General features: G+C 67.5%; 29 protein-coding genes. 12 read left to right on the top strand and 17 right to left on the bottom strand.

All coding sequences use genetic code 11. The features are described from left to right. Positions 1 to 76 precede the first annotated feature (76 nt). The 9 genes from IBJ82_RS22540 to IBJ82_RS22500 are packed head-to-tail and all read left to right on the top strand — an operon-like array spanning position 77 to position 7,329. The gene (locus IBJ82_RS22540) at positions 77 to 610 is read left to right on the top strand and encodes a carboxymuconolactone decarboxylase family protein (protein WP_194827957.1); all 534 of its coding nucleotides are present in this window, start codon (positions 77 to 79) and stop codon (positions 608 to 610) included. A 4-nt stretch (positions 611 to 614) separates the two neighbouring features. After that, complete coding sequence (locus IBJ82_RS22535; protein WP_194827956.1) at positions 615 to 1,886, top strand: aromatic ring-hydroxylating dioxygenase subunit alpha; 1,272 nt, start codon at positions 615 to 617, stop codon at positions 1,884 to 1,886. Next, positions 1,867 to 2,193 (top strand): hypothetical protein, encoded by a 327-nt coding sequence (locus tag IBJ82_RS22530; RefSeq protein WP_194827955.1) that lies wholly within the window; start codon positions 1,867 to 1,869, stop codon positions 2,191 to 2,193. Before IBJ82_RS22535 ends, IBJ82_RS22530 begins: the two co-directional genes overlap by 20 nt. A gap of 2 nt (positions 2,194 to 2,195) precedes the next feature. After that, entirely contained in the window at positions 2,196 to 3,407 is a 1,212-nt protein-coding gene (locus IBJ82_RS22525; protein ID WP_194827954.1) for an amidohydrolase family protein, read from the top strand. A 4-nt stretch (positions 3,408 to 3,411) separates the two neighbouring features. Beyond that, complete coding sequence (locus tag IBJ82_RS22520; protein ID WP_370585432.1) at positions 3,412 to 3,810, top strand: nuclear transport factor 2 family protein; 399 nt, start codon at positions 3,412 to 3,414, stop codon at positions 3,808 to 3,810. Continuing rightward, positions 3,807 to 4,907 carry an acyl-CoA dehydrogenase family protein gene (locus tag IBJ82_RS22515; protein WP_194827952.1) on the top strand — a complete coding sequence of 367 codons (1,101 nt, stop codon included), beginning with the start codon at positions 3,807 to 3,809 and terminating at the stop codon, positions 4,905 to 4,907. Before IBJ82_RS22520 ends, IBJ82_RS22515 begins: the two co-directional genes overlap by 4 nt. A gap of 51 nt (positions 4,908 to 4,958) precedes the next feature. Next, entirely contained in the window at positions 4,959 to 5,702 is a 744-nt protein-coding gene (locus IBJ82_RS22510; RefSeq protein ID WP_194828420.1) for an acyl-CoA dehydrogenase family protein, read from the top strand. Next, positions 5,699 to 6,358, top strand: coding sequence for a TetR/AcrR family transcriptional regulator (locus IBJ82_RS22505; protein WP_370585431.1), 660 nt, complete (start codon positions 5,699 to 5,701; stop codon positions 6,356 to 6,358). Before IBJ82_RS22510 ends, IBJ82_RS22505 begins: the two co-directional genes overlap by 4 nt. A 35-nt stretch (positions 6,359 to 6,393) precedes the next feature. Further along, on the top strand, positions 6,394 to 7,329 hold the full coding sequence (locus IBJ82_RS22500) for an acyl-CoA thioesterase II (protein WP_194827951.1): 936 nt from the start codon (positions 6,394 to 6,396) through the stop codon (positions 7,327 to 7,329). 28 nt (positions 7,330 to 7,357) lie between these two features. Here the strand turns inward: IBJ82_RS22500 and meaB are convergent, their stop codons facing one another. Genes meaB through IBJ82_RS22475 form a run of 5 tightly spaced genes read right to left on the bottom strand, consistent with a single transcriptional unit; the run spans position 7,358 to position 12,424 of the window. Beyond that, on the bottom strand, positions 7,358 to 8,269 hold the full coding sequence (gene meaB, locus IBJ82_RS22495; RefSeq protein WP_194827950.1) for a methylmalonyl Co-A mutase-associated GTPase MeaB: 912 nt from the start codon (positions 8,267 to 8,269) through the stop codon (positions 7,358 to 7,360). A 26-nt stretch (positions 8,270 to 8,295) separates the two neighbouring features. Next, positions 8,296 to 9,063, bottom strand: coding sequence for an enoyl-CoA hydratase/isomerase family protein (locus tag IBJ82_RS22490; protein ID WP_194828418.1), 768 nt, complete (start codon positions 9,061 to 9,063; stop codon positions 8,296 to 8,298). A 2-nt stretch (positions 9,064 to 9,065) separates the two neighbouring features. Continuing rightward, positions 9,066 to 10,154, bottom strand: coding sequence for an acyl-CoA dehydrogenase family protein (locus IBJ82_RS22485; RefSeq protein ID WP_194827949.1), 1,089 nt, complete (start codon positions 10,152 to 10,154; stop codon positions 9,066 to 9,068). After that, positions 10,141 to 11,043, bottom strand: a complete 903-nt coding sequence (locus IBJ82_RS22480) for an acyl-CoA dehydrogenase family protein (protein WP_194827948.1) — start codon at positions 11,041 to 11,043, stop codon at positions 10,141 to 10,143. Before IBJ82_RS22480 ends, IBJ82_RS22485 begins: the two co-directional genes overlap by 14 nt. Next, a complete protein-coding gene (locus tag IBJ82_RS22475) occupies positions 11,021 to 12,424 on the bottom strand; it encodes a class I adenylate-forming enzyme family protein (protein WP_194827947.1) in 1,404 nt (467 codons plus the stop codon). Before IBJ82_RS22475 ends, IBJ82_RS22480 begins: the two co-directional genes overlap by 23 nt. 95 nt (positions 12,425 to 12,519) lie before the next feature. Here IBJ82_RS22475 and IBJ82_RS22470 point away from each other — a divergent pair, with 95 nt between their 5' ends. Continuing rightward, on the top strand, positions 12,520 to 13,536 hold the full coding sequence (locus IBJ82_RS22470; protein ID WP_194827946.1) for a ferredoxin--NADP reductase: 1,017 nt from the start codon (positions 12,520 to 12,522) through the stop codon (positions 13,534 to 13,536). Between the two features lie 92 nt (positions 13,537 to 13,628). On the opposite strand, the gene IBJ82_RS22465 is transcribed toward IBJ82_RS22470, so the two are convergent. From IBJ82_RS22465 to IBJ82_RS22450, 4 genes are all read right to left on the bottom strand, one after another. After that, on the bottom strand, positions 13,629 to 14,651 hold the full coding sequence (locus tag IBJ82_RS22465) for a CaiB/BaiF CoA-transferase family protein (RefSeq protein ID WP_228537596.1): 1,023 nt from the start codon (positions 14,649 to 14,651) through the stop codon (positions 13,629 to 13,631). A gap of 68 nt (positions 14,652 to 14,719) precedes the next feature. Further along, positions 14,720 to 15,676, bottom strand: a complete 957-nt coding sequence (locus IBJ82_RS22460) for an LLM class F420-dependent oxidoreductase (RefSeq protein ID WP_194827945.1) — start codon at positions 15,674 to 15,676, stop codon at positions 14,720 to 14,722. Between the two features lie 69 nt (positions 15,677 to 15,745). Further along, positions 15,746 to 16,147, bottom strand: a complete 402-nt coding sequence (locus tag IBJ82_RS22455; protein ID WP_194827944.1) for a cobalamin B12-binding domain-containing protein — start codon at positions 16,145 to 16,147, stop codon at positions 15,746 to 15,748. Continuing rightward, the gene (locus tag IBJ82_RS22450) at positions 16,147 to 17,724 is read right to left on the bottom strand and encodes a methylmalonyl-CoA mutase family protein (protein WP_194827943.1); all 1,578 of its coding nucleotides are present in this window, start codon (positions 17,722 to 17,724) and stop codon (positions 16,147 to 16,149) included. The genes IBJ82_RS22455 and IBJ82_RS22450 overlap by 1 nt, the downstream gene beginning before the upstream one ends. Positions 17,725 to 17,819: 95 nt before the next feature. Between IBJ82_RS22450 and IBJ82_RS22445 the strand changes: the two genes are divergently transcribed. Next, a complete protein-coding gene (locus IBJ82_RS22445) occupies positions 17,820 to 18,650 on the top strand; it encodes an NAD(P)-dependent oxidoreductase (RefSeq protein ID WP_194827942.1) in 831 nt (276 codons plus the stop codon). An 18-nt stretch (positions 18,651 to 18,668) separates the two neighbouring features. Continuing rightward, on the top strand, positions 18,669 to 18,893 hold the full coding sequence (locus tag IBJ82_RS22440; protein WP_194827941.1) for a hypothetical protein: 225 nt from the start codon (positions 18,669 to 18,671) through the stop codon (positions 18,891 to 18,893). A gap of 6 nt (positions 18,894 to 18,899) precedes the next feature. On the opposite strand, the gene IBJ82_RS22435 is transcribed toward IBJ82_RS22440, so the two are convergent. The 8 genes from IBJ82_RS22435 to IBJ82_RS22400 form a co-directional block, all read right to left on the bottom strand. Next, a complete protein-coding gene (locus IBJ82_RS22435) occupies positions 18,900 to 19,094 on the bottom strand; it encodes a ferredoxin (RefSeq protein ID WP_194827940.1) in 195 nt (64 codons plus the stop codon). Between the two features lie 67 nt (positions 19,095 to 19,161). Then, positions 19,162 to 19,998: a mycofactocin-coupled SDR family oxidoreductase gene (locus IBJ82_RS22430; RefSeq protein WP_056809239.1), complete on the bottom strand. Its 837-nt coding sequence runs from the start codon at positions 19,996 to 19,998 to the stop codon at positions 19,162 to 19,164. Positions 19,999 to 20,028: 30 nt separating this feature from the next. Continuing rightward, entirely contained in the window at positions 20,029 to 21,306 is a 1,278-nt protein-coding gene (locus IBJ82_RS22425) for a cytochrome P450 (protein WP_194827939.1), read from the bottom strand. Between the two features lie 128 nt (positions 21,307 to 21,434). Next, entirely contained in the window at positions 21,435 to 22,055 is a 621-nt protein-coding gene (locus IBJ82_RS22420; protein ID WP_228537548.1) for a hypothetical protein, read from the bottom strand. Between the two features lie 46 nt (positions 22,056 to 22,101). After that, positions 22,102 to 23,388, bottom strand: a complete 1,287-nt coding sequence (locus tag IBJ82_RS22415; RefSeq protein WP_194827938.1) for an MlaD family protein — start codon at positions 23,386 to 23,388, stop codon at positions 22,102 to 22,104. Further along, a complete protein-coding gene (locus IBJ82_RS22410; RefSeq protein WP_194827937.1) occupies positions 23,385 to 24,494 on the bottom strand; it encodes an MlaD family protein in 1,110 nt (369 codons plus the stop codon). The genes IBJ82_RS22415 and IBJ82_RS22410 overlap by 4 nt, the downstream gene beginning before the upstream one ends. Then, positions 24,491 to 25,594 (bottom strand): MCE family protein, encoded by a 1,104-nt coding sequence (locus IBJ82_RS22405; protein ID WP_194827936.1) that lies wholly within the window; start codon positions 25,592 to 25,594, stop codon positions 24,491 to 24,493. Before IBJ82_RS22405 ends, IBJ82_RS22410 begins: the two co-directional genes overlap by 4 nt. Then, positions 25,591 to 26,601, bottom strand: a complete 1,011-nt coding sequence (locus IBJ82_RS22400) for an MCE family protein (RefSeq protein WP_194827935.1) — start codon at positions 26,599 to 26,601, stop codon at positions 25,591 to 25,593. Before IBJ82_RS22400 ends, IBJ82_RS22405 begins: the two co-directional genes overlap by 4 nt. Between the last annotated feature and the right edge of the window lies 1 nt (position 26,602).

The raw sequence follows: 26,602 nt of genomic DNA, 5'->3' as shown, positions 1-26,602 counted from the left end.
TGACTATCCGACCAACCCGTGGAAATCTTACAGTTCAAATGTGAGAATGTGATTCTCCGAATCGAGAGGAGGACGGATGCGCCTACCCCCGCTGCCGGCGGACCAATGGGACGAGCAGGTTCAGCGCGCCCTGTCCGGTCTGCTTCCCCGGGACCGGCAGAACCCGGCAGGCGCCGGAAACGCACTCGCCACCCTGGTCCGCCACCCCGACCTGACCAAGGCCTACCTGAGTCTCGGTGTGCACCTGCTGTTCCGGTCGACGCTGCCCGCGAGGGTGCGCGAACTGGCGATCCTGCGCGTCGCCCATCGACGCGGCTGCGCCTACGAGTGGGCACATCACGTGGAGATGGCCGGCGAGTCCGGCGTGACGGCCGCGGATATCGCGGCGGCGCGGGGCGGCACTCCCACCGACGAGTTCGACCGCGTGGTCTTCGACGCGACCGACGAACTCGATACGACATCGAACCTGTCCGATGCGACCTGGGCCGCCCTCGGCGCGCACCTCGACGAGCGGCAGTGCATGGATCTGGTCTTCACAGTCGGCGGCTACGGCATGTTGGCCATGGCTTTCAACACCTTCGGCGTCGAAGTCGAACAAACGGAAAGGTAACCCCTTGTCCCACTTCACCAAACCGACCGCGGGTAGCTGGACGGAGCATTATCCCGAGCTCGGCACCGAGCCGGTCGACTACACCGACTCCATCGACCCGGACTTCTACGAAGACGAGCGCAGTGCCATCTTCAAGAAGACCTGGCTCAATATCGGTCGTGTCGAACGACTTCCGCGGGTAGGCAGCTACTTCACCAGGGAACTGCCCTCGGTCGGCACCTCGCTCATCATCGCCAAGGGCACCGACGAGGTCGTGCGGGCGTTCCACAACATCTGCCGTCACCGCGGCAACAAACTGGTCTGGGACGACTTCCCGAACGAAGAGACCTCGGGCACGTGCCGCCAGTTCACCTGCAAATACCACGCCTGGCGCTACAGCCTCGAGGGCGAGGTGAACTTCGTTCAGCAGGAGAAGGAGTTCTTCGACCTCGACAAGCAGCTCTACGGCCTCAAGTCGGTGCGTTGCGAGGTGTGGGAGGGGTTCATCTTCGTCAACCTCGACGAGGACGCCCCGCCGCTCACCGAGTACCTCGGCACGCTCGTCACCGGCGTCGAAGGGTATCCGTTCCACGAGTTCACCGAGGTCTACAGCTACCGGGCCGAGATCGGCAGCAACTGGAAGCTGTTCATCGACGCGTTCGCCGAGTTCTATCACGCGCCGATCCTGCACATGAAGCAGGCGGTCAAGGACGAGGCCGACAAGCTGGCCGGCGTCGGCTACGAGGCACTGCACTACGAGTTGCAGAGTCCGCATTCGATGATCTCCTCATGGGGCGGCATGGCCCCGCCCAAGGACCTGAACATGGTCAAGCCGATCGAGCGCGTGCTGCGCAGCGGTCTGTTCGGACCGTGGGACAAGCCCGATATCGAGGGCCTGAATCCGCTGCCCGAGGGGATCAACCCCGCCCGCCACCGGGCCTGGGGCGTCGACGAGTTCGAGATCTTCCCGAACATGTCGCTGCTGTTCTGGGAGCCCGGCTGGTACCTCACCTACCACTACTGGCCGACCGCGGTGGACAAGCACATCTTCGAGGCGAACCTGTACTTCGTGCCCCCGAAGACCGCGCGCGAACGCCTCGGCCAGGAGCTGGCCGCGGTCACCTTCAAGGAGTACGCGTTGCAGGACGCGAACACCTTGGAAGCCACCCAGACGATGCTGGCCACTCGCATCGTGTCCGAGTTCCCCCTCAACGACCAGGAGATCTTGCTGCGCCACCTGCACAAGGTCGCCAAGGACAAGGTCAAGGAGTACCGAGATGCCACTGCTGCCCACTGAATTCGCCGATCTGGAGCGGTTCGCCGACTGGGTGCTGCCCACCGAGCCGCAGCGCTACGCCAAGCGTCTCGCCTCGAGCATGCCGGCGATGCAGGAGTTCTACGACATCGCTTTCCCCCGCCTGGAGGACGCGATCGCCTACTGCGACAAGTTCCCGCTCGACGACCTGCCCGACGACGCCCGCGCGCTGCTGCACCTGATGCAGTCGCTGGTGAACGTGTCCTTCCCGATCGAGGTCTGGAAGCAGGCGCGGGTACCCGACTCCGGCGCCGCCATGGTCCACCTGATCCGGGAGCCGGTGGTCTGATCATGCTGACGCTGTTGGCCGCCGGGTACCTCGACATCGACACCGGCGAGATCGTCCGACCTGGAGTAGTCCGGATCGAAGGTGATCGGATCGTCGGCGTCGGCGGTGCCCCCGAGGGCGAGATCATCGACCTCGGTGACGCCGTCCTGCTGCCCGGCCTGATGGACATGGAGGTCAATCTCCTGATGGGCGGGCGCGGCGAGACCGGGCTGGCCTCCAGCGTTCAGGATGATCCGCCGCTGAGGATGATGCGTGCGGTGGGCAACGCCCGCCGCACGCTGCGGGCGGGGTTCACCACCGTGCGCAACCTCGGATTGTTCGTCAAGACCGGCGGCTATCTGCTCGACGTCGCGCTCGGCAAGGCCATCGACGCGGGCTGGGTCGACGGCCCGCGCATCGTGCCCGCCGGGCACGCGATCACCCCGACCGGCGGACATCTCGATCCGACGATGTTCGCCGCGTTCGCGCCGCATGTGCTGGAACTGAGCATCGAGGAGGGCATCGCCAACGGTGTCGACGAGGTGCGCAAGGCGGTCAGATACCAGATCAAGCACGGCGCGCAGCTGATCAAGGTCTGTGTCTCCGGCGGGGTCATGTCGTTGACCGGAGCGCCAGGGGCGCAACACTATTCGTCCGAGGAGCTGCGGGCGATCGTGGACGAGGCGCATCGGCGCGGGTTGCGGGTCGCCTCGCACACCCACGGCGCCGACGCGGTGCGCGCCGCGGTGGAGGCGGGAATCGACTGCATCGAGCACGGCTTCCTGATCGATGACGACGCCATCGCGTTGATGGTCGAGAAGGGCACGTATCTGGTGCCGACCACGCGCTTGGCCGACGCCATGGATGTGTCCAAGGCGCCACCGGAACTCCAGGCCAAGGCGGCCCAGATGTTCCCGCTCGCCCGCACGTCGGTGCTGGCGGCCTACAAGGCCGGGGTGAAGATCGCGGTGGGCACCGACGCCCCCGCGATCCCGCACGGCCGCAACGCAGACGAGCTGGTCGCGCTCGTCGACCGTGGCATGAGCCCCTTGGATGTGCTGCGTGCGGCGACCGTCACGGCCGCCGAGCTGATCGATGTCACCGACCGCGGCCGACTGGCCGAGGGACTGCTCGCCGACATCATCGCGGTCCCCGGCGACCCACTCCAGGACATCACCGTTACTCAGCGGGTGCGGTTCGTAATGAAAGGCGGAAAAGTCTTTGTCCAGAAATGACGATGTGATCGAGCTCGAACAGCTGCTCGCACGGTACGCGGTCACTATCACCAAAGGTGATATCGAGGGCCTGATCTCGGTGTTCACCCCCGACGGCAACTACAGCGCCTTCGGCGACACCTATCCGCTCGACGAGTTCCCCGATCTCGTCGCCGCCGCGCCGAAGGGGTTGTTCCTCACCGGAACGCCGGCGCTCGAGCTCGACGGCGACACCGCCAGCGGCACCCAGCCGCTGTGCTTCATCGAGCAGTCGACCCACGACATGCGCATCGGCTACTACAGCGACACCTACGCGCGCACCGACGAGGGCTGGCGGCTGCGCACCAGGGCCATGACCTTCATCCGTCGCAACGGCGACCACGATTCCGGCCGCCCGCACGCCTTCGAACGACCGAGTGCGTGAACCGCACCGATTTTCGGGCCGGCCTGCGGTCCTGGCTCGACGACAACGACCTGTCCGCAGGCCCGGACCACTCGCTCGACGCGCAGGTCGCGCAACTGGCCAGAGTCCGGCGCGCGCTCTACGACGCGGACTGGATGCGGTACGGCTGGCCCGCCGAGGTAGGTGGCCTCGGCGGGCCTGCGGTGCTGCGCGCGATCCTCGGCGAGGAGGTCGCCACCCGCGACCTCGCCGAGCCCGGCATCTATTCGATGATCGAGGTGCTCGCGCCGACGATGATCTCCTACGCCACCCCGCAATTGGCGGCGCAGATGGTGCCGCGGCTGCTCAGCGGTCGCGAGCAGTGGTGCCAGGGGTTCTCCGAACCCGGCTCCGGCAGCGATCTCGCCTCGCTGAGCACCAAGGCCGAACCCCGCGGTGACCACTGGGTGGTCTCCGGGCAGAAGGTATGGACCAGCCTCGCCCAGTACTCGGCACGCTGTGTCCTGTTGACCCGCACCGGAATCGGCCACGACGGGATCACCGCCTTCTTCGTCGATATGGACTCCCCCGGTATCACCGTGCGGCCGTTGCGAACGATGCACGGCATCGACGAGTTCGCCGAGGTCTACTTCGACGACGTCGTCGTACCCGCCGACCGCATGCTCGGGCGACCGGGCGACGGCTGGCGGGTCGCGATGGATCTGCTCCCGCACGAACGCTCCACCTGTTTCTGGCACCGAATCGCCTATCTCTACACGCGTTTCGACCAGCTGCTCGCCCAGACCCCCGGCGGCGATGCGGGCGGCGACGACGCCGACCTCGGCGCCGCCTACCTCGCCCTGCACACCATCCGCTGCCGGTCGCTGGCGACGCAGGAGCGCCTGGCCGCGGGCGGCAAGCTCGGGCCGGAGACCTCCATCGACAAGGTGCTGCTCGCCACCGCCGAGCAGCAGTTGTTCGACACCATCCGCGACCTGTCGCCCGGTGCCATCGAGCTCGCCGATTCGCCGTTGCGCGCGGAATACCTGTACTCGCGCGCCGCGACGATCTACGGCGGCACCGCCGAGATCCAGCGCAATATCATCGCGCGCCGACTGCTCGACCTGGGGAAAGAGTGAACCGTGGATGCTGCCGAACTCGACCTGCTGGCTCAGACCTTGCGCAAGACGATGCGGGACGCCTCGGGTGCGGATCTCTACACCGCGCTCACCGACCTGGGTTGGCACGACATGCTCGTCGAAGCACCTGATTCCACTGTGCCCCTTGTCTTTCGGCTGCTCGGTGAGACCGGTGCGCACGCACCGCTGCTCAACGACGTCATCAATGCCGCCGTTGGTAGGCCCACCGACGGGCCCGTCGCCCTCCCCTTCGCCGGGGGCGCCTGGGTTCAGTGGGAACACAACGGCTCATCCCTTCCGGACTCCGCGCTCCTCGACGCCGACTTGCCGATCCGACAGATATCGACGGGCGCCGAGATCCCACTCGCCGCGGGCCGTCGGGCGCTGGGCTGGTGGCTGACCGGCGCGAGCCGGGCGATGCTCACCCTCGCCCGCACCCATGCCGTCGACCGAGTCCAGTTCGGTCGTCCGGTGGCCTCGTTCCAGGCCATCCGTCACCGACTCGCCGAGACCCTGGTCGCCGTCGAAGGCGCCGAGGCGACCCTCGTTGCCGCCGCCGACGACCTCGGGTGCCTGCTCGCCAAAGCCGCTGCGGGCCGGGCCGCGCTGACGACCGCCCGACACTGCCAGCAGACCCTCGGCGGCATCGGCTTCACCGCGGAACACGATCTGCATCGCCACATCCGGCGGGTCCTGGTCCTCGACGGACTGCTCGGCAGTTCGCGCGAACTCATCCGCGAGGCGGGCGCGACCGTCCGTGCCGCGGGTTCGGCCGCACGACTGGTGCAGCTGTGAGCGAGCGCGTGGAGCCCGCCTGGAAACAACGTGCGGTGGAACGCTCGATCAAGTCCACCCGGATGCGGGCCGAGCAGCGGGTACAGCGTTTTCTAGACGCGGCCCAGGCGATCATCTCCGAGAACGGCAGTACCGACTTCACCGTGCAGGAAGTGGTCGAGCGGTCACGTCAGTCGCTGCGCAGCTTCTATCTGCAGTTCGACGGAAAGCACGAACTGCTGCTCGCGCTGTTCGAGGACGCACTGCTGCGCACGGCCGAGCAGATCCGCGACGCGGCCGAAGCCGAAGCCGACCCTTTGGCGCGACTCGCGGTCGCGGTACGGCTGCTGTTCTCGCTGTGCCGCTCCGATCCGAGCGACCGCCACCCCCTGTTCACCGATTTCGCGCCGCGACTGCTGGTCACTCATCCCGCCCACGTGAAAGTCGCGCACGCGCCGCTGCTGTCGCTGTTCGTCGACCTCGTGACCGACGCCGCGTCGGCAGGCACGCTGCGGCCCGGTCTGAATCCACGCCGGGTCGCCGCCATGACGATGCAGACCGTCATGTTCACCGCCCAGTCCAGTGGCGCCCAGGATGATTCGACGATGCGCCCGATCACCGCCGAGGAAGTCTGGGATTTCTGCGCGTCCGGCGTCACCGGCGCGGTGAGAATATAATTCTCATACAGGTAGAAGATGAATTACAATCGGGTATGGCCGATCTCTGGAACAACCTGCTCGCGAGCCTAGATCTCCGCGTGTCACCGCCCCCCGGTAGCACTGCCGAATCCGAAGGCGCCGTCGCACCCGAAACCGCCCCCGGCACAAGGGTTCCCGGTGAGCCGCCGACCGCGTTCGAAGGCCCCAATCTGCCGTTGAACTACCGCAGGCTCTTCGGCGGCCAGATCCTCGGACAGTTCGTCCGCGCAGCCGAACTCGCCTGTCCGGACAAGCAGGTCAAGTCCGTGCACACCCTGTTCGCCAGGGAGGGCAGCTACGACGAGCCGGTCCGGTACGAGGTCTCCAGCCAGCACCAGGGACGGTCCTTCGCCACATTGTCGATCCTGGCCAGGCAATCCACGCGCGTGCTCGCCAGTGCCGCGGTGTCGATGCACGTCGCCGAAGACGGCCCGCAGGCGCAGCATATCGAGGACGTCGCCGCGCTTCTCGCTCCCGAGTACCGGGTCACCTTCGACCTGCTGCCATGGGAAACCCGCGCGTTCGACGATCTGAACTCCACCGCGGCCGCACCGCCGGAGTACGAGTTCTGGATGCGCACACCGACGGTCGACCCCGAACTCGCCCCCGCGCTGACCGCCTACGCCAGCGATCTGAACCTCATCGGCACCGCGCTGCGTCCGTTCGACGGGGTGAGCCAGCGGGGCAACGGCACCGCGTTCACCTCCGCCGTCACCGCGCACACCCTGTGGTTCCATCGCCCGTTCCGCACCGACGACTGGTTGCTGCTGCGCCAGCACAGTCCGCTGTTGGCGCATGGACGGTGCTTCGGCCGTGGTGACGTGCTCACCGCGGCGGGTGAACTCGTCGCCTCGTTCGCGCAGGAAGCGCTCGTGCGGTTCGATCCCGAAGCGGCCCAGTCCGTTTCGGCACCGGCCGCCTCGGCGGGGCAGGCCGCACAGCGCGGGTGAGCACCCGAACCCGTCGCGGCGAGCAACCTCACCGCGACGGGTCGACGGCCGGGGCGGCGCTCGCCCCGGCCAGCAACTGTTCCGCCGCGGTGTAGGGGTCACGGTGACCGGCCGCCACGGCGGCGGCGAGGTCGGCCAGACCGGCGTGGCCGCGCAGCCGCGACTGTGCCAGGGACAGGATCTGCGCCCGCGCGCGGGCAGCGCCGCGCGCCGGGGTATCGGCTCGGTGGTGCGTCTCGATCGCCTCGATCAGCTCCTCGACTCCGGTGCCGCGCGAGGCGACCAGAGTCAGGATCGGCAGTCCGGTCTCGATGTGCAGTTCCCGCGCGGTCTGCGCGGCGCCGTCGCGGTCGGCCTTGTTCACGACCAGGATGTCGGCGACCTCGAGCAGGCCGGCCTTGGCAGCCTGAATCGCGTCGCCCGCACCGGGATTGAGAATGACGACGGTCGGATCGGCGACCGCGGCGATCTCGATCTCGGACTGCCCGACGCCGACTGTCTCCAACAGGATCAGGCCGTAGCCGAGCGCGCCGAGCAGCCGGATCGCCGCGGGCACGGCGGCGGCGAGCCCACCGAGATGCCCGCGGGTGGCGACCGATCGGATCAAGACGCCGGAATCGTTGATATGCGCCGACATTCGGATGCGGTCGCCCAGGAGCGCACCCCCGGAGTAGGGCGAGGACGGGTCGACGGCGAGCACCGCCACCCGCAGCCCCCGCGCGCGATAGCCCGCGACCAGCACCGCGATGGTGGTGGACTTACCCGCCCCCGGCGGGCCGGTCACCCCGATCACCCGCACCGGGGCGGGTTCGAGCTGCGCGAGCACTTGTTCGCGCTGCGGGCTCTCGACCAGGCTCAGCAGCCGCCCGGCGGCGCGGATGGAGCCCGCGCGCGCCGTGGCGATCAGCTCGGTGATGTCGTTCGACAGTGGACTGTTCATCGACCATTCCCCGACACCTCGGCCGACTACTTCTTTCCCGCGGTGAGTCGCTCGATGGTGGCCTGGAAATCCGCCGTCTGGAACGACAGGTCCTCGGCGGTCGTCGCGTAGTCGAGACTGGCCAGCACCGCCCGTTCCAGGTGCAGATTGAGCAGCCGCTTGGTGCTTTCCACCGCCTGCCTCGGCAACTCCAGAATGCGCTTCGCACAGTCCAGCGCCTCGGTCACCGGATCGGCGACGACGTGGTTGACCAGGCCCATCTCCCTGGCCCGTGCGGCCGGAATACGCGCACCGGTCAGCGCGAATTCCTTGGCGAAGAGCAGGCTGGTGTGCAACGGCCAGGTGAGCGGACCGCCGTCGGCCGCCACCAGCCCCACCTGCACGTGCGGGTCGGCGAGATAGGCGGTCTCGGCGATGTAGACGATATCGCTGAGCGAGACCAGGCTGCAGCCGAGGCCGACGGCGGGACCGTTGACCGCCGCGATCACCGGAATCCGGCAGCGCGCCATGCCGAGCACGATATCGCGACCGTGCGCGATCGTCTTGGCACGCAGGTCCGCGTCGCGGCTCAGCTCGGCCAGATAGCCGAAGTCGCCACCGGCCGAGAAGGCTTTGCCGCTGCCGGTGAGCACCGCGACGCGGGCCTCGCGGTCCTCGCTCAGTCGCGGCCACAGGTGCGCGAGCCCGGTGTGCAGATCGTCGTTGACCGCGTTGAGCGCGTCGGGCCGATTCAGCGTGATGATCCGCAGCGGCCCCTCGGCGCGGACGTCGATTTCGGCAGGCAGGTCGTACATGGTCATGCTCCCAATCCGAGAATGCGCGAGGCGATGATGTTCTTCTGAATCTGTGATGTCCCGCCCATGACGCTCTGCGCACGGCTGTAGAGGTAGGCGCTGAGCAGTTCCGGATCGCGGGTGCCGCCGACCGTGAGGGCCGCGTGTCCGACCGACTGTTCCACCCAGGTCATGAGCAATTTGTCGAGCGAGCCCTCCGGCCCGTGCGAGATACCGTCGAGCTGTTCGGACAGTCGTCGGCGCACGTGCAGGCGCAACATCTCGGTCTGCACCGCGGCCCAGGCCAGGTCGGCGGGCAGCGGACCCGAGGTCCTGGCCGCCATTTGCCGCACGAGCTTGCCGTATCGGGTGGCGTAGCCGAGCGTCGACGGCTCACGTTCGTGCCCGACCACCGTCATCGCCAGGGCCCACCCGTCACCGGGCGATCCGACCATCTGGTCGGCGGGCACACGCGCGCCGTCGAAGTGCACCTGTCCGAATTCGGTGGTGATCCCGCTCATCATCCGCAGCGGTCGCTGCTGCACGCCGGGTTGCTTCATCGACACGACGAAGGCCGAGATGCCTTTGTGCCGTGGCACTTCGGAGTCGGTGCGGGCCAGCAGCAGGCACCAGTCCGCGACATCGGAATAGCTCGTCCAGATCTTGTGTCCCTGGAGCACGTAGGAATCGCCGTCGAGGGTGGCCGTGGTCCGCAGCTCGGCCAGGTCCGAGCCCGCGTCCGGTTCACTGAACCCCTGGCACCAGCGCTGTGTCCCGTCGATCATGCCGGGCAGGAAGCGCTGTTGCAGTTGCTTGCTCGCGTGCCTGCCCAGGCCCTGGATCAGGTAGCCGAGGCTGGGCCGCGGCGGCGCACCGGCCAGGGCGAGCTCCTCGTCGAGGATGACGTCGTAGACCGGGGGCAGTTCGTGGCCGCCGTGTTCTCGCGGCCACGACAGCCCGAAGAACCCCGCTCCGTGCAGCGCTCGGTGCCATTCGCCCTGCTTGGCCCAGTACTCGTCCCCCGAGGTCGGGAACCGACCCGCGACACCGGACAGCCACTCGCGCAGGCGTTCTCGGAACGCGGCTTCCTCCGGCGAATCACGAAAGTCCACGGTCGATCTCCTCCAGGCTCGTGCGGAACAGCTCGGTGGACGTCAGCGTCCGCCGTAGATACAGGTGCGCCAGGCACTCCCAGGTGTTGCCGATCCCGCCGTGCACCTGCACCGCGGTCTCGCACACGGTCAATGCCGCTCTGGCGCAATAGAGTTTGGCGATCACGGCGGCCTGCACGGCCCGCTCCGGGTCGAGCGCGTCCACGGCCCACGCCGCGTGCCGCAGCACGCTCACCGAACCCTCGATCAGCGCGAGACCCTCCGCGAGCAGATGGGCCACGGCCTGGTAGGAGCCGATCGTCTTGCCGTATTGCGCACGGACTTTCGCGTAGTCGGTGGCCAGCGCGTGCGCGCCACGCGCGGTGCCGACCAGATCGGCGCAGGTGGCCACGAGCGCGAGCGCTCGCCACTGGGTGACCTGCGCCGTGGACAGTTCGCCGAGCAGTTTCGGAACGCCGGTGAGCGCGGCCTCGGCCCGGGTCTGATCGGCGCCGGTCGACGCGGTGGTGACCGAGCTGGCCAGCATCGACTCGCCCCGCACGATCAGGGCGCTCCGGGCGCCCCGCGCGTCGATCGCGCGGTCGTCGACGGCGACGGTCCAGTGCGGTACCGATTCGGAAGGCGACCAGAGGTCGTCGGCGAGGAGCGGGCCGAGGAAGGGCACGTCGACCAGTCCGCGGCCGAATTCCTCGGCGACGATGGCCACTTCGACGCCGGAGGCGCCGTCGGAGCGCAGAGCGCGCCAGCCCGTGCTCGCGACCGTCTGCTCGAGCCGGACGATCCGCTGTTCGTCGGCCAGGTCGTTGACCGAGCCGGGGCCGAGGTCATCGGCCAGTTTGGCAGCGGCGTCACGCAGCTGCCGCTGTTCAGAGGTCAGCCGGACGTCCATGGCGCTCCTTCAGTACTCGGCGCAGCACCTTGCCGGAGGGCAGGCGCGGGATTTCGGGCACGAACACCACTCGGCGCGGCCGTTTGTAGGAGGCGAGACGGGTGCCGACCAGAGCGATGAGTTCCTCGGCATCGACCGGTTCCGCGGTCGCGACGGCGGCGACGATCGCCTCGCCGTCGGCGGGATCGGGGACACCGAACACCGCGCAGTCGGCGACCGCCGGGTGTCCGTGCAGGACGGCTTCCACCTCGGCGGGCGCCACTTGGAAACCGCGTACCTTGATCATTTCCTTGAGCCGGTCGGTCAGCCGCAACCAACCGTCGTCGTCGAGATAGCCGACATCACCGGTGCGGTACCAGCCGTCGGCGTAAGCCGCCTCGGTCGCGTCGTCGGGCAGGTACCCGGCCATCGACGACGGAGAGCGAGCTTGGATCTCGCCGATCTCGCCGATCTCGACTTCCTCGCCGCTGGTCGTCGAGACCACCCTGACTTCGACGCCGGCCACCGGGCGACCCACACTGTCCAAGCGCGCACCGTCGAGCGGATTGCAGGCGATGACCGGAAGTTCACTGGCACCGTAGGCGGGCACCCACGCGACTCCGGTACGGCGCGTGACGGTCTCGGCGACGCTCGGCGTCACCGGCGTCGCGCCCCACATGATGTAGCGCAGCGAGGACAGGTCGTAGGACTCGAGGTCGGGATGGGAGGCGATCGCGAGCGCGATCGGCGCCACCGCCATCTCCACGGTGATCCGGTCGGCCTCGATGTGGTGCAGCATCCGGTCCAAGTCGAACCGGCGATGCAGGCGCATCCACGCACCGGTACGCAGCGCCAGCACGATATTGAGCAGCCCGAGGACGTGCGAGGGCGGGGTGGTGATCTGAATCCGATCGTCGCCGGTGAAGCCGAGCGCCACCCGCCAGTGTTCCACCGCGGCCGCGAACGACGCGTGGGTGTGGCGGACCGCTTTCGGCAATCCCGTTGTGCCCGAACTGAACACGAGCACCGCGTCGTCCTCCGCCACGGGTACGGGGAAGGTCGCGGCGCCGGGCGTGATCGGTGCGTCGAGTGAGAGCATCGGCATCAACTCCGCCAGCACCGGTTGGTCGCCGACGGCGAAGGCGGGGCGGGTGACGGCCAGCGCGTGCTCGACATCACCGCGCTTCCACGCCGGGCTGATGAGCACCACCGCGCCGCCCACCAGCCAGATCGCGCGCACCGCGAGCACGAATTCCGGCCGGTTCGACGCCATCAGCGCCACCCGATCCCCCTGGCGCACACCGCGTTCGGTCAAGGTCTCGGCCAGGCCCGCGGTCAGCCCGTCCAACTCGGTGAGGGTGTAGTGGTGATCGTCGAAACTGAGTGCGATCCGGTCGTTCATCTCGCCTCCGCGGCCGGGATTGAGAAGATCCCATCTTGCGAGAGAGAATAGTATTCTCTTTCCATAAGAATCTTCATACCAGAAGGAGCCGGTCCATGGCGAGAAGTCCCCTGTTCCAACGCGCGACGGTGACCCGGATCATCAAGGAGACAGCCGATGCCCGCACCTTCGTCCTCGCTCCGCACGAGGGCCCGGTGTCTTACCTCGCCGGTCAGTTCTGCACCTTCCGGGTGCGGGTCGACGGCGTCGAGCTGTTCCGGTCGTATTCCATGTCGAGCGCGCCCGAAACCGACGCCGAGCTCATGACGACGGTCAAACGGGTCGTCGGCGGCCGGGTATCGAACTGGTTGATCGACAACCTCGGAGAGGGGGACGTGATCGAGATGAGCAGGCCCGCGGGCAAATTCTGTCTGCGCGAGAGCGAACGCCCCCTACTCGGCTTCTCCGGTGGCAGTGGCATCACCCCGGTCCTCTCGCTGGCCAAGAGCGCGCTGGCCACGACCGATCGGCGGGTGCGCCTGCTCTGTGTCGATCGCGACCGGGCGTCGGCGATCTTCGACGCGACCCTCGACGATCTGGTCGCGCGCTATCCCACCCGGCTCGAGGTGCTCCGGCATCTGGATGCCGACAGCGGGTTGCTCGATCCCGCTGCCGTGCGCGCTTTCGTCGGCGCCGACACCGTGGGCGACAGCTACATCTGCGGGCCGGAGGCCTTCATGGCGATGGTGGAGACCGCGCTGCCGGGGCCGGGCGCCGTCTACAGCGAGCGATTCGGCGCGGCCGAACCGATTCTCACGGCCGAACCCGAACCTGCCGCCGCGCCGGCCCCCGCCGCCACAGCAGGCACGGTCACGGTCATTCTCGGCCGCAAAAAGGTGACGGTGCCCCGCAATGCGGGCGAGACGCTGCTGGAGAGCGCGCGGCGCGGCGGCCTCACTCCGCCGTTCTCCTGCGAATCGGGCAACTGCGCGACCTGCATGGCCGTGCTCACCCATGGTTCGGCGACGATGCGCGTCAACGACGCGCTCACCGACGACGAGGTGGCCGAGGGCTACGTGCTCACCTGCCAGGCGATACCCGACACGGCCGAGACCACGGTCCGCTACGAGTAGCGGCGACGCACGCGACAACGGACCCCGCGACCTGTCCAGGTCCCGGGGTCCGTCTCCCCCTGGCTCGAAGGATCTCCGAGTTCGGTGGGTGTTCAGTCGTTGTGCTCGCCCAAACGGGGCGGCGGACCGTAGGCGGGCTCGTACCCGGCGATCCGAATCGGACTGCCCACCAGTCGATGTGGCCCCGCGTGTATCAGCAGCTCCGGCGTGGCGTCCAACGCCTCGGGCAGGGTCCGGACAGCAGCCGCCGGGATGCCCAGCGGTCGCAGCCGTGATTCCCAGCCCACCGCGGTGTCCGCCGCGAGCGCGGTGGTGACGGCGGCGAGCACCTCCTCGCGCCGACTGGCCCGCTCGGCCATGGTGGCGAATCCCTCGACCGCCGCCTCCTCGGCGAAGCGCTGCCAGAAACCGTCGTGGGTGATGAACAGCGCCAGGTATCCGTCGGCCGTCGGAAAGATCTGCGCGGGAACGTAATACGTGTGCGCGCCGAACGGGCGACGCTGCGGCGCCTTGCCGTCGTTGAGATAGGCCGAGGCGTGGTAGTTCAGCTGCGAGAGCATGACATCACGCAACGACACCTCCACCTGGCCGCCCACGCCCGACACGATCTTCGCGAGCAGACCCAGCGCCGCGGTCAGCCCGGTGGAGTTGTCGGCCGAGGAGTAGCCGGGCAGCGTCGGCGGGCCCGCCGGATCCCCGGTGAGCGCCGCGATGCCGGTGGATGCCTGGATGACGTAGTCGAAGGCCGGGTCGTCACCGGCGTCCAAGCCGAATCCGGTGATCGCCACACAGACGATGCGCTCGTTCCACTGCCGCAGCGCCGCATAGGTGAGGCCGAGGCGGTGGATCGCCGACGGCTTCAAATTCACCAGCAGCGCATGCGCGTTCATCACCAACTCCCCGAGCTGGGACTGGCCCTGTTCGGTGGTCAGGTCGATGCTGATGCTGCGCTTGCCCCGATTGAGGCTGGCGAAATAGCTGTCCCCCACCTGCCGTGAGATATCGCCGCCCGCCGGTTCCAGCTTGGTGACCTCGGCGCCCAGATCGGCGAGCATCATGGTGGCGTACGGCCCGGCCAGCATGGTGCCGACCTCCAGTATCCGAATGCCCGACAGCGGACCGGCGGTCGCGTCCGGCTCGTCGCGCCCACCCGGTGCCCCGACGCGCTCGCTCCGCGCCCCGATCACCGTAAGTCCTTTGCCAGGGAGGCGATCATCTCCCTGGTGCGCCGTTTGGAGGCGACCAGCTCGTCGCGGGTGTCGCCGATCGGCAGCAGGCGCACCGACAGATCGGTGGCCCCCGCGTCGCCGTAACGGCGCAGCCCCGCGGCGATGGCGCTCTCGTCACCGGCGAGGCAGATGTCGCCGATGTCGCGGGCGTCGCCGGTTTCGAGCAGACGCTGATAGTTCGGCGAGACCTCGGCTTCGCCCAGAATGCGATTCGCCCGCGCCTTCGCCTCCTCGACCTCGGACGGACGACACAGACAGACCGGGAGACCCGCGACCACCCGCGGCGCGGGACGGCCCGCCTCGGCCGCCGCCTTCGTGATGCGCGGAACGACGTGGGCCCCCACCGCACGCTCGTCGGCCATCCAGAGAATGGTCCCGTCGGCCTGTTCGCCCGCGATGCGCAGCATCACCGGACCGAGCGCGGCGATCAGCACCGGCACCGGAGCCACCGGCCCGAGGTCGAGCGGATTGTGCACCGTGAAGGTCGCGTTCTCGACGTCCACCGTGCCCGGCCCGCGCAATCCCGCGTTGAGCACCTCGAGGTAGTCCGCGGTGTAGGCGGCAGGCTTCTCGTAGGGCAGCCCGAGCATGTCGGCCACGATCCAATGGTGTGAAGGCCCGATACCCAGCGCCAACCGTCCGCCGGCCGCGGCCTGGGCCGACAGCGCCTGCCGGGCGAGGGCGATGGGGTGCTGGGCCTGCAACGGCACCACGGCGGTACCCAACTCGATCCGGCTGGTCGCCTGTCCCATCAGCGCGATGGTGATCAACGCGTCGAAATCGGTCGGGATCTGGGGTATCCACGCGGTGTCCAGCCCGGCCGTTTCGGCCCACGCGATGTCGTCGAGCATCCGCGACAGTTTGCGGGCCGCATCACCCTTCTCGGGCCCGATCATCACTCCGATACGCACGAATTCCTCCGTCTTCCACTACTTTTCGCGCGACCATGATGGTCGACGCCGTTGCGACCGGCTCGACCCTCAGGTCGGGGACGGGGTATTCGTGAGCGCCCGGATCTCGGTGACAAGGGTTTCCAGCGAGGTGCCGGTCGGGAACACCGCCGCCGCACCGACTTCGAGCAGCCGCGCGACATCGGACTGTGGAATGGTGCCGCCGACGATCACGGCGATATCGCCCGCGCCGGCTGCCCGCAGCGCCTCGACGGTGCGCGTGGTCAGCGACACGTGCGCACCCGAGAGAATGCTCAGCCCCACGACGGCGACATCCTCCTGCAGCGCGATCGACACGATGTCCTCGATGCGTTGACGGATGCCGGTGAAGACCACTTCGAACCCGGCATCGCGCAGCGCGCGGGCGACGATCTTGGCCCCGCGATCATGGCCGTCGAGGCCGGGTTTGGCGACCAGCACGCGAGCGGTCATCAGAAAACCACCGGCTGCTGGAACTCGCCCCAGACACTCTTGAGCGCGGCGGTCATCTCCCCCACCGTGCAGTACGCGTTCGCGCACTCGATCAGGTAGTGCATCAGATTCTCGTTTCCTTCGGCGGCCGTGGACAAAGCGGTGAGACAGGACCGGACCGCCACGGCATCGCGTTCGGCCTTCACCCTGGCGAGCCGTTTCAGTTGCAGGTCGCGGCCCTGCGCATCGAGTTCGTAGGTCGCGATCTCGGGTGCGGGCTCGTCGGAGACGAACCGGTTCACCCCGACAACCGGCTTGGTGCCCGCCTCGACGTCTTTGTGGAGTTGGTAGGCCTCATCGGCGATCAGCCCCTGGAGGTAGCCGTCCTCGATCGAACGGACCATGCCGCCGTGCCGCTCGAGGTCGTCCATGATCTCGATGATGCGAGCCTCGGTCGCGTCGGTGAGCGCCTCGACGAAGTAGGAACCGCCCAGCGGGTCGGCGACCCGGGTGACCCCGGTTTCGTAGGCGAGGATCTGCTGGGTGCGCAGCGCGAGCGTGGCCGACTCCTCACTCGGCAGCGCGAAGGGCTCGTCCCAGGCCGCGGTGAACATCGACTGCACCCCGCCCAACACCGAGGCCATCGACTCGTAGGCCACCCGCACCAGGTTGTTCTGCGCCTGCGGCGCGTACAGCGAGGCACCGCCGGCGACACACCCGAAGCGGAACATCGACGCCTTGTCGGTGGTGGCCCCGTAGCGCTCACGCACGATCGTGGCCCACCGTCTGCGTCCCGCACGGTATTTGGCGATCTCCTCGAAGAAGTCACCGTGGGTGTAGAAGAAGAACGAGATCTGCGGGGCGAACTGGTCGATCGTCATCCGGCCGCGTTCGAGCACGGTGTCGCAGTAGGTGACACCGTCGGCGAGGGTGAACGCCATCTCCTGCACCGCGTTGGCACCCGCGTCGCGAAAGTGCGCGCCCGCCACCGAGATCGCGTTGAACCTCGGCACCTCGGCAGCACAGAATTCGATGGTGTCGGCGATCAGCCGCAGCGACGGTTCCGGCGGCCAGATCCAGGTGCCGCGCGAGGCGTACTCCTTGAGAATGTCGTTCTGGATCGTGCCGGTGAGCTTTGCGCGAGGCACGCCCTTCTTCTCGGCCGCCGCCACGTAGAACGCCAGCAGGATCGCGGCGGTGCCGTTGATCGTGAAGCTGGTGCTGATCTTGTCCAGTGGCATGCCGTCGAAGAGGACTTCGGCATCGGCGAGGGTGTCCACCGCGACGCCGACTCGGCCGACCTCCTCGGTCACCTCCGGATCGTCGGAGTCGTAACCGCATTGGGTCGGTAGATCCAGGGCGACCGACAATCCGGTTCCGCCCTGGTCGAGAAGGTAGCGGTACCGACGATTGGACTCTTCCGCCGTGCCGAATCCGGAGTACTGGCGAAACGTCCACAGCCGGCCCCGGTAACCGGAGGCGAAGTTGCCGCGCGTGAAGGGATAGCCGCCCGGTGCGGGCGGTTCGGCAGCTCGGTCCGCCGGTCCGTAGACCGGCGAGAGCGGGATGCCGGACGAGGTCTGTATCGGATCGTTCATCAATGAATACGGTACTTGCAAAAAATGAGAATGCCAATACCATCGAAAAGGAACGCTGCTTCAACCAGCGGCATCACCCAGCACTGAGGAGACCGATGTCCAGCGAGAACGCCGTACTCACCGACCGCACTCTGGTCATCTCCGGCGGCTCCCGCGGGATCGGTCTGGCGATCGCGCTGGCCGCCGCGAGACAGGGCGCCAATCTGGTTCTGCTGGCCAAGACTTCGCAGCCGCACCCCCGGCTACCCGGCACCGTGCACACCGCCGTGACCGAGGTGGAGTCCGCGGGCGGAAAGGCTGTCGCCGTGGTCGGCGATGTGCGCAACGAAGCCGATGTGCAGCGTGCCGTCGACCTGGCCGTCGAGCGATTCGGCGGCATCGATATCTGCGTGAACAACGCCAGCGCGATCGGCGTCGAACCGACCGAGAGCCTCTCGGCCAAGAAATTCGACCTGATGCAGCAGATCAATCTGCGCGGCACGTTCCTGCTGACCAAGGCCTGCCTGCCGCACCTGCGCTCCTCGACGAATCCGCACGTCCTCACCGTGTCACCGCCGGTGAATATGAACCCGTACTGGCTCGGCGCCCATCCCGCCTACACACTGTCCAAATACGGGATGACCCTGCTCTCGCTCGGCTGGGCGGCCGAGTTCGCCGACGCGGGCATCGCGGTGAATTGCCTGTGGCCCCAGACCTATATCGCCACGTCGGCGGTCGCGAACATGGCCGACGGCGAAAGCCTGATCTCCTCCGCGCGCAGCCCCGAGATCATGGCCGACGCCGCGATCGAGATCCTGTCCCGGCCTGCCCGCGAGACCAGCGGGAACTGCTACATCGACGCGGAAGTACTCACCGCGTCCGGGGTCGAGGACCTGTCCGGGTACGGCGGTGGCGCTACTCCGACACTCGACCTCTTTCTCGACTGAAACGGCTGGAGGAGAACCGTGCACCCGACCATTCACATCAGCGTCCGACCGATCCTCGACTACTACGGAAAGTGCCAGAGCTGCGGCTATCCCGCGGGCGCGGCGGAGATGGTGCGCAAGTCGCTCGACGGCCGCGTCGAACTCCTCGTGGTGGCGACGTGTGAGCTGCCGTGCGGCTGGTCCGGGCCCGCGACCCGCACCACCATGACCGGTGGCGCGGTCGCAGACGACACTGCCGCCTGAGCGGATCTAGCTCTCGCGCAACACGATCGCCATCGTCGGGCAGGCCGACGCCGCGGAGTGAACCTCGGATTGTGTTGCACTACTCGGATTCTCGTCTACCACCACGGCCAGATCCTCGGCGTTCACCTCGAACACCGTCGGCGCGATACCCGCGCACAGGGCATGGCCCTCACATTTGGTCTCGTCGACCGACACCCTCATGACCGTTCTCCGTCTTCGTTGTTTCTCGGGGCCGCGCCGACCACCACGGTCGGCGCGGCCGGGGTGACTACTTGAGCATTCCGCCCGCGTCGATCGGCAAGGGCACACCGGTGACGAAGCGAGCCTCATCCGAGGCCAGATACAGCACCGCGTTACTGACGTCCTCGGGCTCGATCCAGGCCACCGGCAGCACGTGGAACATCCTGGCGATCGGCTCGAGGTCCGCGGGGCCCGGGCTCTCCAGATCCGGACGGAACAGCTTGTAAGTGCCCTCGTTCATCACCATCGGTGTGTTCACATGCGTGGGGTGCACCGAGTTGACGCGAATGGAGTGCTGCGCCAATTCCACCGCGAAGGTCCGCATGAGCCCGACCACACCGTGCTTGGCAGCGACGTAGTGGCCGATGTTGGGGTAGGCCTTGAGCCCACCCACCGAACTCGTCAGGATCACCGAGCCGCCACGTTCACCGGCGATCATATGCGGGACAGCGGCTTTCACCGACTTCCACACCCCGCCGAGGTTGACGTCGATCATGTCGTCCCACAGGTTCTCCTGCAGGTCGATCAGCGCGCCGCCCTCGTTGCCGATCCCGGCGTTGGCGACGATGATGTCCAGCCGCCCGAGTTCGGCGACCGCCCCGTCGACCGCGGCTTTGAGTCCGTCGTAGTCACGAACGTCCACCTCGGCGGTGACCACTCGCCTGCCCTCGCCTCGGACGAGATCGGCGGTGGTCGCCAGATCCTCCGGGGTCGACATCGCGAACGGCACGTTGTCGAGTTGCTTGCAGACATCGATCGCGATGATGTCCGCGCCTTCCTGCGCCAATCGCACCGCGTGACTGCGGCCTTGACCGCGCGCCGCTCCGGTGATGAATGCGACCTTGCCTTCGACCCGTCCGGTCATCGTTACCTACCTCTGTCGTTGTTGTCGTGGTCAGGAATGGGGAGTGAAGTTGATGTGCAGTTCGCTGAGTCCGCGGAGCAGGAACGTGGGCTCGTAGCCGTAGGTGCGCGCACCGACAGGACCGTGCTTGTCGGCGTCGATCTCGATGTCGAGCAGGCGGTCCAGGATCCGCTCGATCGAGACCCGGCCTTCGACGCGCGCGAGCGGACCGCCCGGGCAGGTGTGCACGCCGCGGCCGAACGCGATGTGCTCGCGGAAGTTGTCGCGGTCGAGGCGGAACTCGTGCGGATCCTCGAATCGGCGCGGATCCCGATTGGCCGCGCCGGGGCAGAACATCACCAATCCGCCGGCCGGGATGTCCACCTCACCGACGGTGGTCGCGCGGCGAGCAAGCCGGAACCCGCTCTTGACCGGTGCGTCCATCCGCAGGGTCTCCTCGATGAAGTTCGGGATCAGGCTGCGGTCCTCGCGCAATCGCTGCTGCACGTCGGGGTGATCGCCCATGAACCGCACCGCGGCACCCAGCACTTTGGCCGTGGTCTCCTGCCCCGCGGCGAACAAGAAGGTCGCCGACCGCGCCACATCGAGGACCTCCGGTGTGGTGCCGTCCGGATACTTCGCCAGCGCCAACGACGTCAGCACGTCCTCGCGTGGCTCGTTTCGGCGATCCGAGATGTAGGAAACGAATTTCTCGTCCAGCCAGGCCAACGGGTTGCTGGAGAGAGCTTCGTTGTCGATCGCGCCGGGTCGGGCGCCCGGCTGGGGGGCGCCGAGCACGACACGGAATTGTTGGTGATCGACTTCGGGAACGCCGAGCATATCCGCGACGACCAATAGTGCGAACGGCTTGGCATACTGGGAAAGGAATTCACAGTGGCCCACATCGGCGAATTCGTCGAGCTGCTGGTCCGCCAGCCGCCACATGAATTCTTCGTTTTCTTTCAAGCGAGCCGGCGTGAGCAGACGATTCAACACCGACCGCGCGAAGGTGTGCTGCGGCGGGTCCATCGTCACCATGTGCTCATACATCGGCAACTCGGTCCGGTGCTGGTCGATCAGCTCGCTGATATCGTCGCCGACCGGCGTGAACGGCAGTGGCGGAAAGGGTCCGCCGACCGCGACGGCCGAAGAGAAGATCGACGAATCCTTCAGTACCTCAGCCGATTCCTCGTATCCGGTGACGGCGTACACACCGTAGTGCGGTTCCTGGGTTACCGGGCACTTCGCCCGTAGATGATCGAAATAGGGATGTGGATCAGGAATTAGATCCGGGTCGGTGAAATAGTTCACGGTATCGAAATCGGTCACGGAGAACTCCTGATGATCGGGAAGCCGCGACAAAGGCGCGTACTTCGATGGTAACAACAGTATTCATATTTGAGAACATCATTCCCGCAGGGCAGCGCGGAACCCGGCGCGGTCGAACGCGCGGGGAATTAAGGCAGGTAGACCCGGCTCGCCAGCCAGCGTCCGTCGACCAGTTCCATCGTCATCTGGACGCGGCTGTGATCGACACGGGGATCGGCGGCCGCGATATTGGTCACCGTCTGATCGATGAACAACAGCACTTCGACCTTGGTCTCGGATTTCGATTTCACCGCGGCGTCGAGCACCGTGCCGGTGCCGGTCGCCTTGTTCTCCAACAGCAACTGCCGGAGTTGTCCGCTCGACCGGGTGTACATGTCCTTGAACTCGCCGGTCGACCCGTCGAGCACGGCCGCGAAATCACGATCGAGGTGGTTGGAGTCCACGCTGGTCAGGGTGACGGCGTAGGCCCGCGCCGCCGCGAGCCCGGCTTCGGCGGCGGCATCGGTGTCGGACTTCTGGTCCAGTTTCCAGCCGAAGAACCCCGCCGCCAGCAGCGCCACCACGGCGGCCGACACCGTTACGGGCACGGCGATCCGACGGGCGATCCCCACCAGCCGGTGCAGGGTCGTGGGCCCGGTGTGCTTCGGCTCATCGGCTACCAGGGTCTCGTCCGGATCCGTCGACGACTTCTCTGCCCTCGGTTCGAGGATCTCGGTGTCGGTCTCGGTCTTGGTGTCTGTGTCGTTCATAGTGCTTCCTTGCGTGGTGGTGTGCGGTGCGAGTCCCTGAGCCCGCTCACCGCGGTACCGGTGTCGGCAGCTCCGGTCCGGCGAAGGTGAGCGGGATGGACCATGGTCCGAGTGGAGTCGGGATCGCCTGGGTGTCGGCGGCCTGCCCCGGCGGCGGTGCTCCGGGGATATGTGCGCCCGGTGGCCGTGGCGCGTTGCGCGCGCCACGGATGAGAACGGACGGGTCCTCGTTCGGGCAGTAGGTGTAGAGGTACGGCTCGGGAAAGTCGGGCCGCGACGGCGAATGCCGCGGCAGGTTGTAGTCACAGGAATAGCGGGGGTAGAGGTTGACCAGCCCCCAGAGGCCGCCGTCGTGGAACGCCGCGGTGAGGTTGCCCAGCGTCGATCCGGGGCGTTCTGTCGGGAAGAAGAACTCCTGCAGCGCGGGCACTCTCGAGTTGGCCATGTTCGCCACCGTGCCGAGATTGCCGAGCAGGTCGACCACACCGCGCGAGTTCTGTGCCATCACCGCGTCCAGCGCGCCCAGCGTTCCCGGGGCCGCGCCGAGCAGATCGACGAACCCCCCGGTCTTCGCTTCGATGCCCGCCATCAACTCCGCCGCGTCACCGGCGAACTCACCGAGCCCCGGTGCGGCATCGGCGGCGGTGGTGAGCACCGTCCGGCTGTCTCGCAAGAGGCTCACCGTCTGGGGCAGCACCGAATCCAACGTAGAGACGAGGAAGATTCCGCCGTCGATGATGTCGGCGAGCTTGCGCGGACCTTGCTCGCTCACCCCGAGTTCCTCGACAATCGCCGCCAGCCGCGCCGGATCCACCTGCGCGAGCGTGGTATCCAGCTGGGCGAGGGTCTGCCACAGCGGTACCGGCGTCGAGGTCCGCTCGACTTCGATCTCGGTGCCGTCGGTCAGGTAAGGGCCATCGTCCCCGATCGGGCGGAAGTCGAGATACTGCTCACCGGCCAGCGACAGACTCGCGACCCGAACCGCGCCGTCGGCGGGCACCAGCGCATCCGCGTCGATGGCAGCGGTGGCCACCAACCCGGTGGGGGTCAGCTCGATCGAGGCGACCTCTCCGATCGGTACCCCGCGCAAAGTGACGTTCTGCCCGGCCAGTAGCCCACCGGACTGCGCGAGGTGCACCCGAACGGTCATGGTGGCCGCCGTCGGGTCGACACCGAGCGCACCGAACATCAGATACGCGATGCCGACGACCAGGGTCACCAGCAGCGCGCCGCTCGACAGCGGCGAGCGATACCTGCTGCCGAACCTGGCCGACGCGACGACCACGCGAGCGGGCACGCCGAGCACCTGTCGAGTGCGCTCCGGGGTGTTCATCGGCCCGCCCCCGTCACGCGCTGCTGCAGCTTGAGCAAGGTGTAGGTCAAAGTGCCGACCAAGGCCTGCCAGTCGCTCGCGTCCGGTACCCGGCTTCCCGGATCACCGGGATGCGCCGGGTCGGGCAGCGCACCGATCGTCACGTCCTGCAGATCGGCGTTCACGTGCGCGGACGTGCCGTTGGTGACCTTGATGATCGGTCCGAGGATCGAATTCATCGCCGCCAGACTGGCGTTGGGATCGGTCGAGGCCGCATTGAGCCCGGCGGAGAGGCGGTTGATGTCGGCGACCATGCCGACCGCGGCGGTCCCGTCGATGGCGGGGAACTTCGCCAGTTCCCTGCTGATCTGATCGACCTGCCGGATCAGCGCCAACGCCTGCTGGGAACTGTCGGTCATGATCGTGAGCGCTGGACCCGCGACGTCGACCAACTCGCCGAGCGGGCGACGCTGAGCCTGCAATTGCCGGGTGAGCTGGTCGACCTCGACGAGTGCCGTGCGGATGTCGGCTGATCGCGCGGCGAGGGCCTGCACCACCCTCGTCGATCTGTCCAGCAGCGCGGCGAGATTCGCGCCGCGGTCGCCGACAGCCTGTCCGAGGCCGTTGACGATGTTGGTCAAATTCCGGATCACACCACCGTTCACGAGCAGCGACGCCGTTGTCAGTAGTTCCTCGATGGTGGCCGCGGCCTGGGTGGACGACAGCGCGATGGTGTCGCCGTCCTGGAGAAGTGGCCCCCCGGGCGCGGCGGCGTCCGGTGGGGTGAGCGCGACGAAGACATCCCCGAGCGGTGTCGCGGTGCGCAATTCGGCCCTGGTACCCACCGGCAGGATCACGCCTTGCTGGATGCGCATCGTGACCACCGCGGTGTAGTCGCGCGCCGACATCCGCTCGACCTGGCCGACGTCGGCGCCGAGCACCCGTACCTTCGCCTGCTCGGGCAGGTTCAGCGCATTGGCGAAACCGGCGTGAATCGTATAGCTGGTGCCACCGACGCCGGGAGCGGGCAGGGGCAGATCACCGAGGCCCACCGAGCAGCCGGGCACGGTCGCCAGCACCACACCGGCGAGCAACAGAATCCACGCGGACGAAAATCGTTGTCTCATCGCGGCAACCTCGACATCGCCTCGAGCATGTCGGTGATGCCGAAGTCCGGCCCGAAGTCCTGCAACGTTCCTGTGCTGCAACCGAGTTGGCGCAGACCGAGAATGTTGCACACCTCCTTCACCAATTGGCCGTCGAAGAACACCTTGTCCAGCAGTGCGTGCACCCGGACACCGCGGTAGTCCACATCGATGGCGTTGTAGGCGTTGTTCAGCAACAGCGGCGTCACGTCGATGAACTCGGCGACCTCCTCGCGGTAATCCGCGAGCGCGCGGGTCACCGTAGTCGCGTTGTTCACGGTGGAACGCAGGCTTTCGCTGTTCTGGGTGAGAAGGTCGTCGGTCTGCTGCATGATCTGCACGATCTGCGCGCCGGTGTCGCCCGCGCCGATCCCGAGCTCGGCCAGCACCGCACTCAATTGACCTGTCGCACTGCCGAATTCCCGGATCACCTGATCGTTGTCGGCCGCGGCGCGAACCAAGATCGCCAGATGTTCGACGATGTCGGTGATCGCCGCCTGGGTTCGGGCTCCCTCGTCGTCGCCGAGTCGAAGTGCGCCGGAGAGTTCGTTCATGGTGGCCCGCAGCTCCGGACCGCTCCCCGAGGCGATCTGCGCGGACACATCGAGCAGCCGCGCGATCGGACCGGTATCGGGACTCGCGCCTGCCAACTGCGCGGCCATCCCGTCCGCGGCGCCGAGCAAGCGGTCGAAATCGATGGGGGTTCGCGTGCGGTCGAGGCCGAGCTGCGCGTGATCCGCCAGGGCTGCGCCGCCGCGATAGGCCGGTGTGAACTCGACGTGGCGATCGGTCAGTACCGAGGTCGAGACGGTGACCGCGGTCGCGTCCGCCGGGATGAGTACCTCGCCCTCGACACGCATGGTGACCTCGACATGAGAACCGCGCGGGGTGATCGCGGTGACCTCACCGACTGGCATCCCGAGGACGGCGACGGCATTACCGACGTAGAGTCCGGCGCCGTTGTCGAATCGAGCCGTCACGGTGATGGCCCGATTCGTGTCGTTCGGGCTGCCCGCGCAACCGGCGAGCGCGCCGAGTGCGAGCACCAGCGCGATCCTGGCCAGTGTGACAAGTCTTTTCATTTGCAGTCCTGGAAATAGGGTGCCAGCGCGACCTGGTCTGCTCGACCGCTCAGCGCGCACATCCAGGAGTCGATCATCGGCCCGGCCGGCGCGGTGAAGTCGACCTCGTTGGCAGTGCCCGAGGCGTTCGCGAAGTTGCGGATGGGGACGGGCAGGATCTGCAGGATGTTGCGCAGCAGGTCGTCGTGGCGGGCGAGGCTGCCGAGCAATCCGTCGAAACCGCGCAGCAGTTCGTCGATTTTGGGCCGGTCCTCGACGACCAAGACCCTGACCTGATCCGCCAGCCGCCGCGTCGAGTCCATCAGGGTCTGTAGCGCACCGCGGCGGGCGAGGATCTCGGTGACCAGATCGCGGCCCCTGGTCACGATGGCCGAAAGGTCGCCCTGTTGAGCGTTGACCACGGTGGTCAGCTGTTGCACGCCCGTCAGAAGCGCGCCGAGCTCGTTGCGGCGGCTGCCGAGCAGCGCGGCGAGCGAGCGCAGATTGCCCAGCAGTCCGGGCAACACAGTCGGCACGCCGTCGAGCTGGTTGGCCAGTGCGTCGAGGGAGGTAGCGATGCGACCGGCGTCGATCTGTTCGAACGTCGCGGTGGCGTTGTCGAGCGCTTGTTGCAGATCGTAGGGAACGGCGGTGTGGGTCAACCCGATCCGATGATCGGCGATCTCGCCCTCGCCCGCCGGCGTCAACTCGACATAGCGGGCGCCGAGCAGGGTGGTCAGTTTGATGGCGGCGCGGGTGTCGGCGCCGAGCGCGGCGGATCGGTCGACGCTCAGGGTAACCAGCACCCGGTCACCGGCCAGCCGCTGACCCGCGACCGTGCCGACCGCGACACCGGCGACGGTCACCCCGTCCCCGACGCGCAGGCCCGCGGCCTGCGCGAACTCGACGTCGTAGCGCTGCTGCCCGACGCCGAGGGAATTGAATCCCACCGCCCCGGCGACGACCGCGAGCAACAGTCCGAGCGCGATCAGCCCCAGCATGCTCTTCGACGGATGTTTCGATGTCATT

It is taken from the genome of Nocardia sp. XZ_19_231 (assembly GCF_015355705.1).
Lineage (GTDB): Bacteria > Actinomycetota > Actinomycetes > Mycobacteriales > Mycobacteriaceae > Nocardia > Nocardia salmonicida.
Note: the sequence above shows the minus strand (reverse complement) of the source record. Positions and strands in the feature narration are given on the sequence as shown.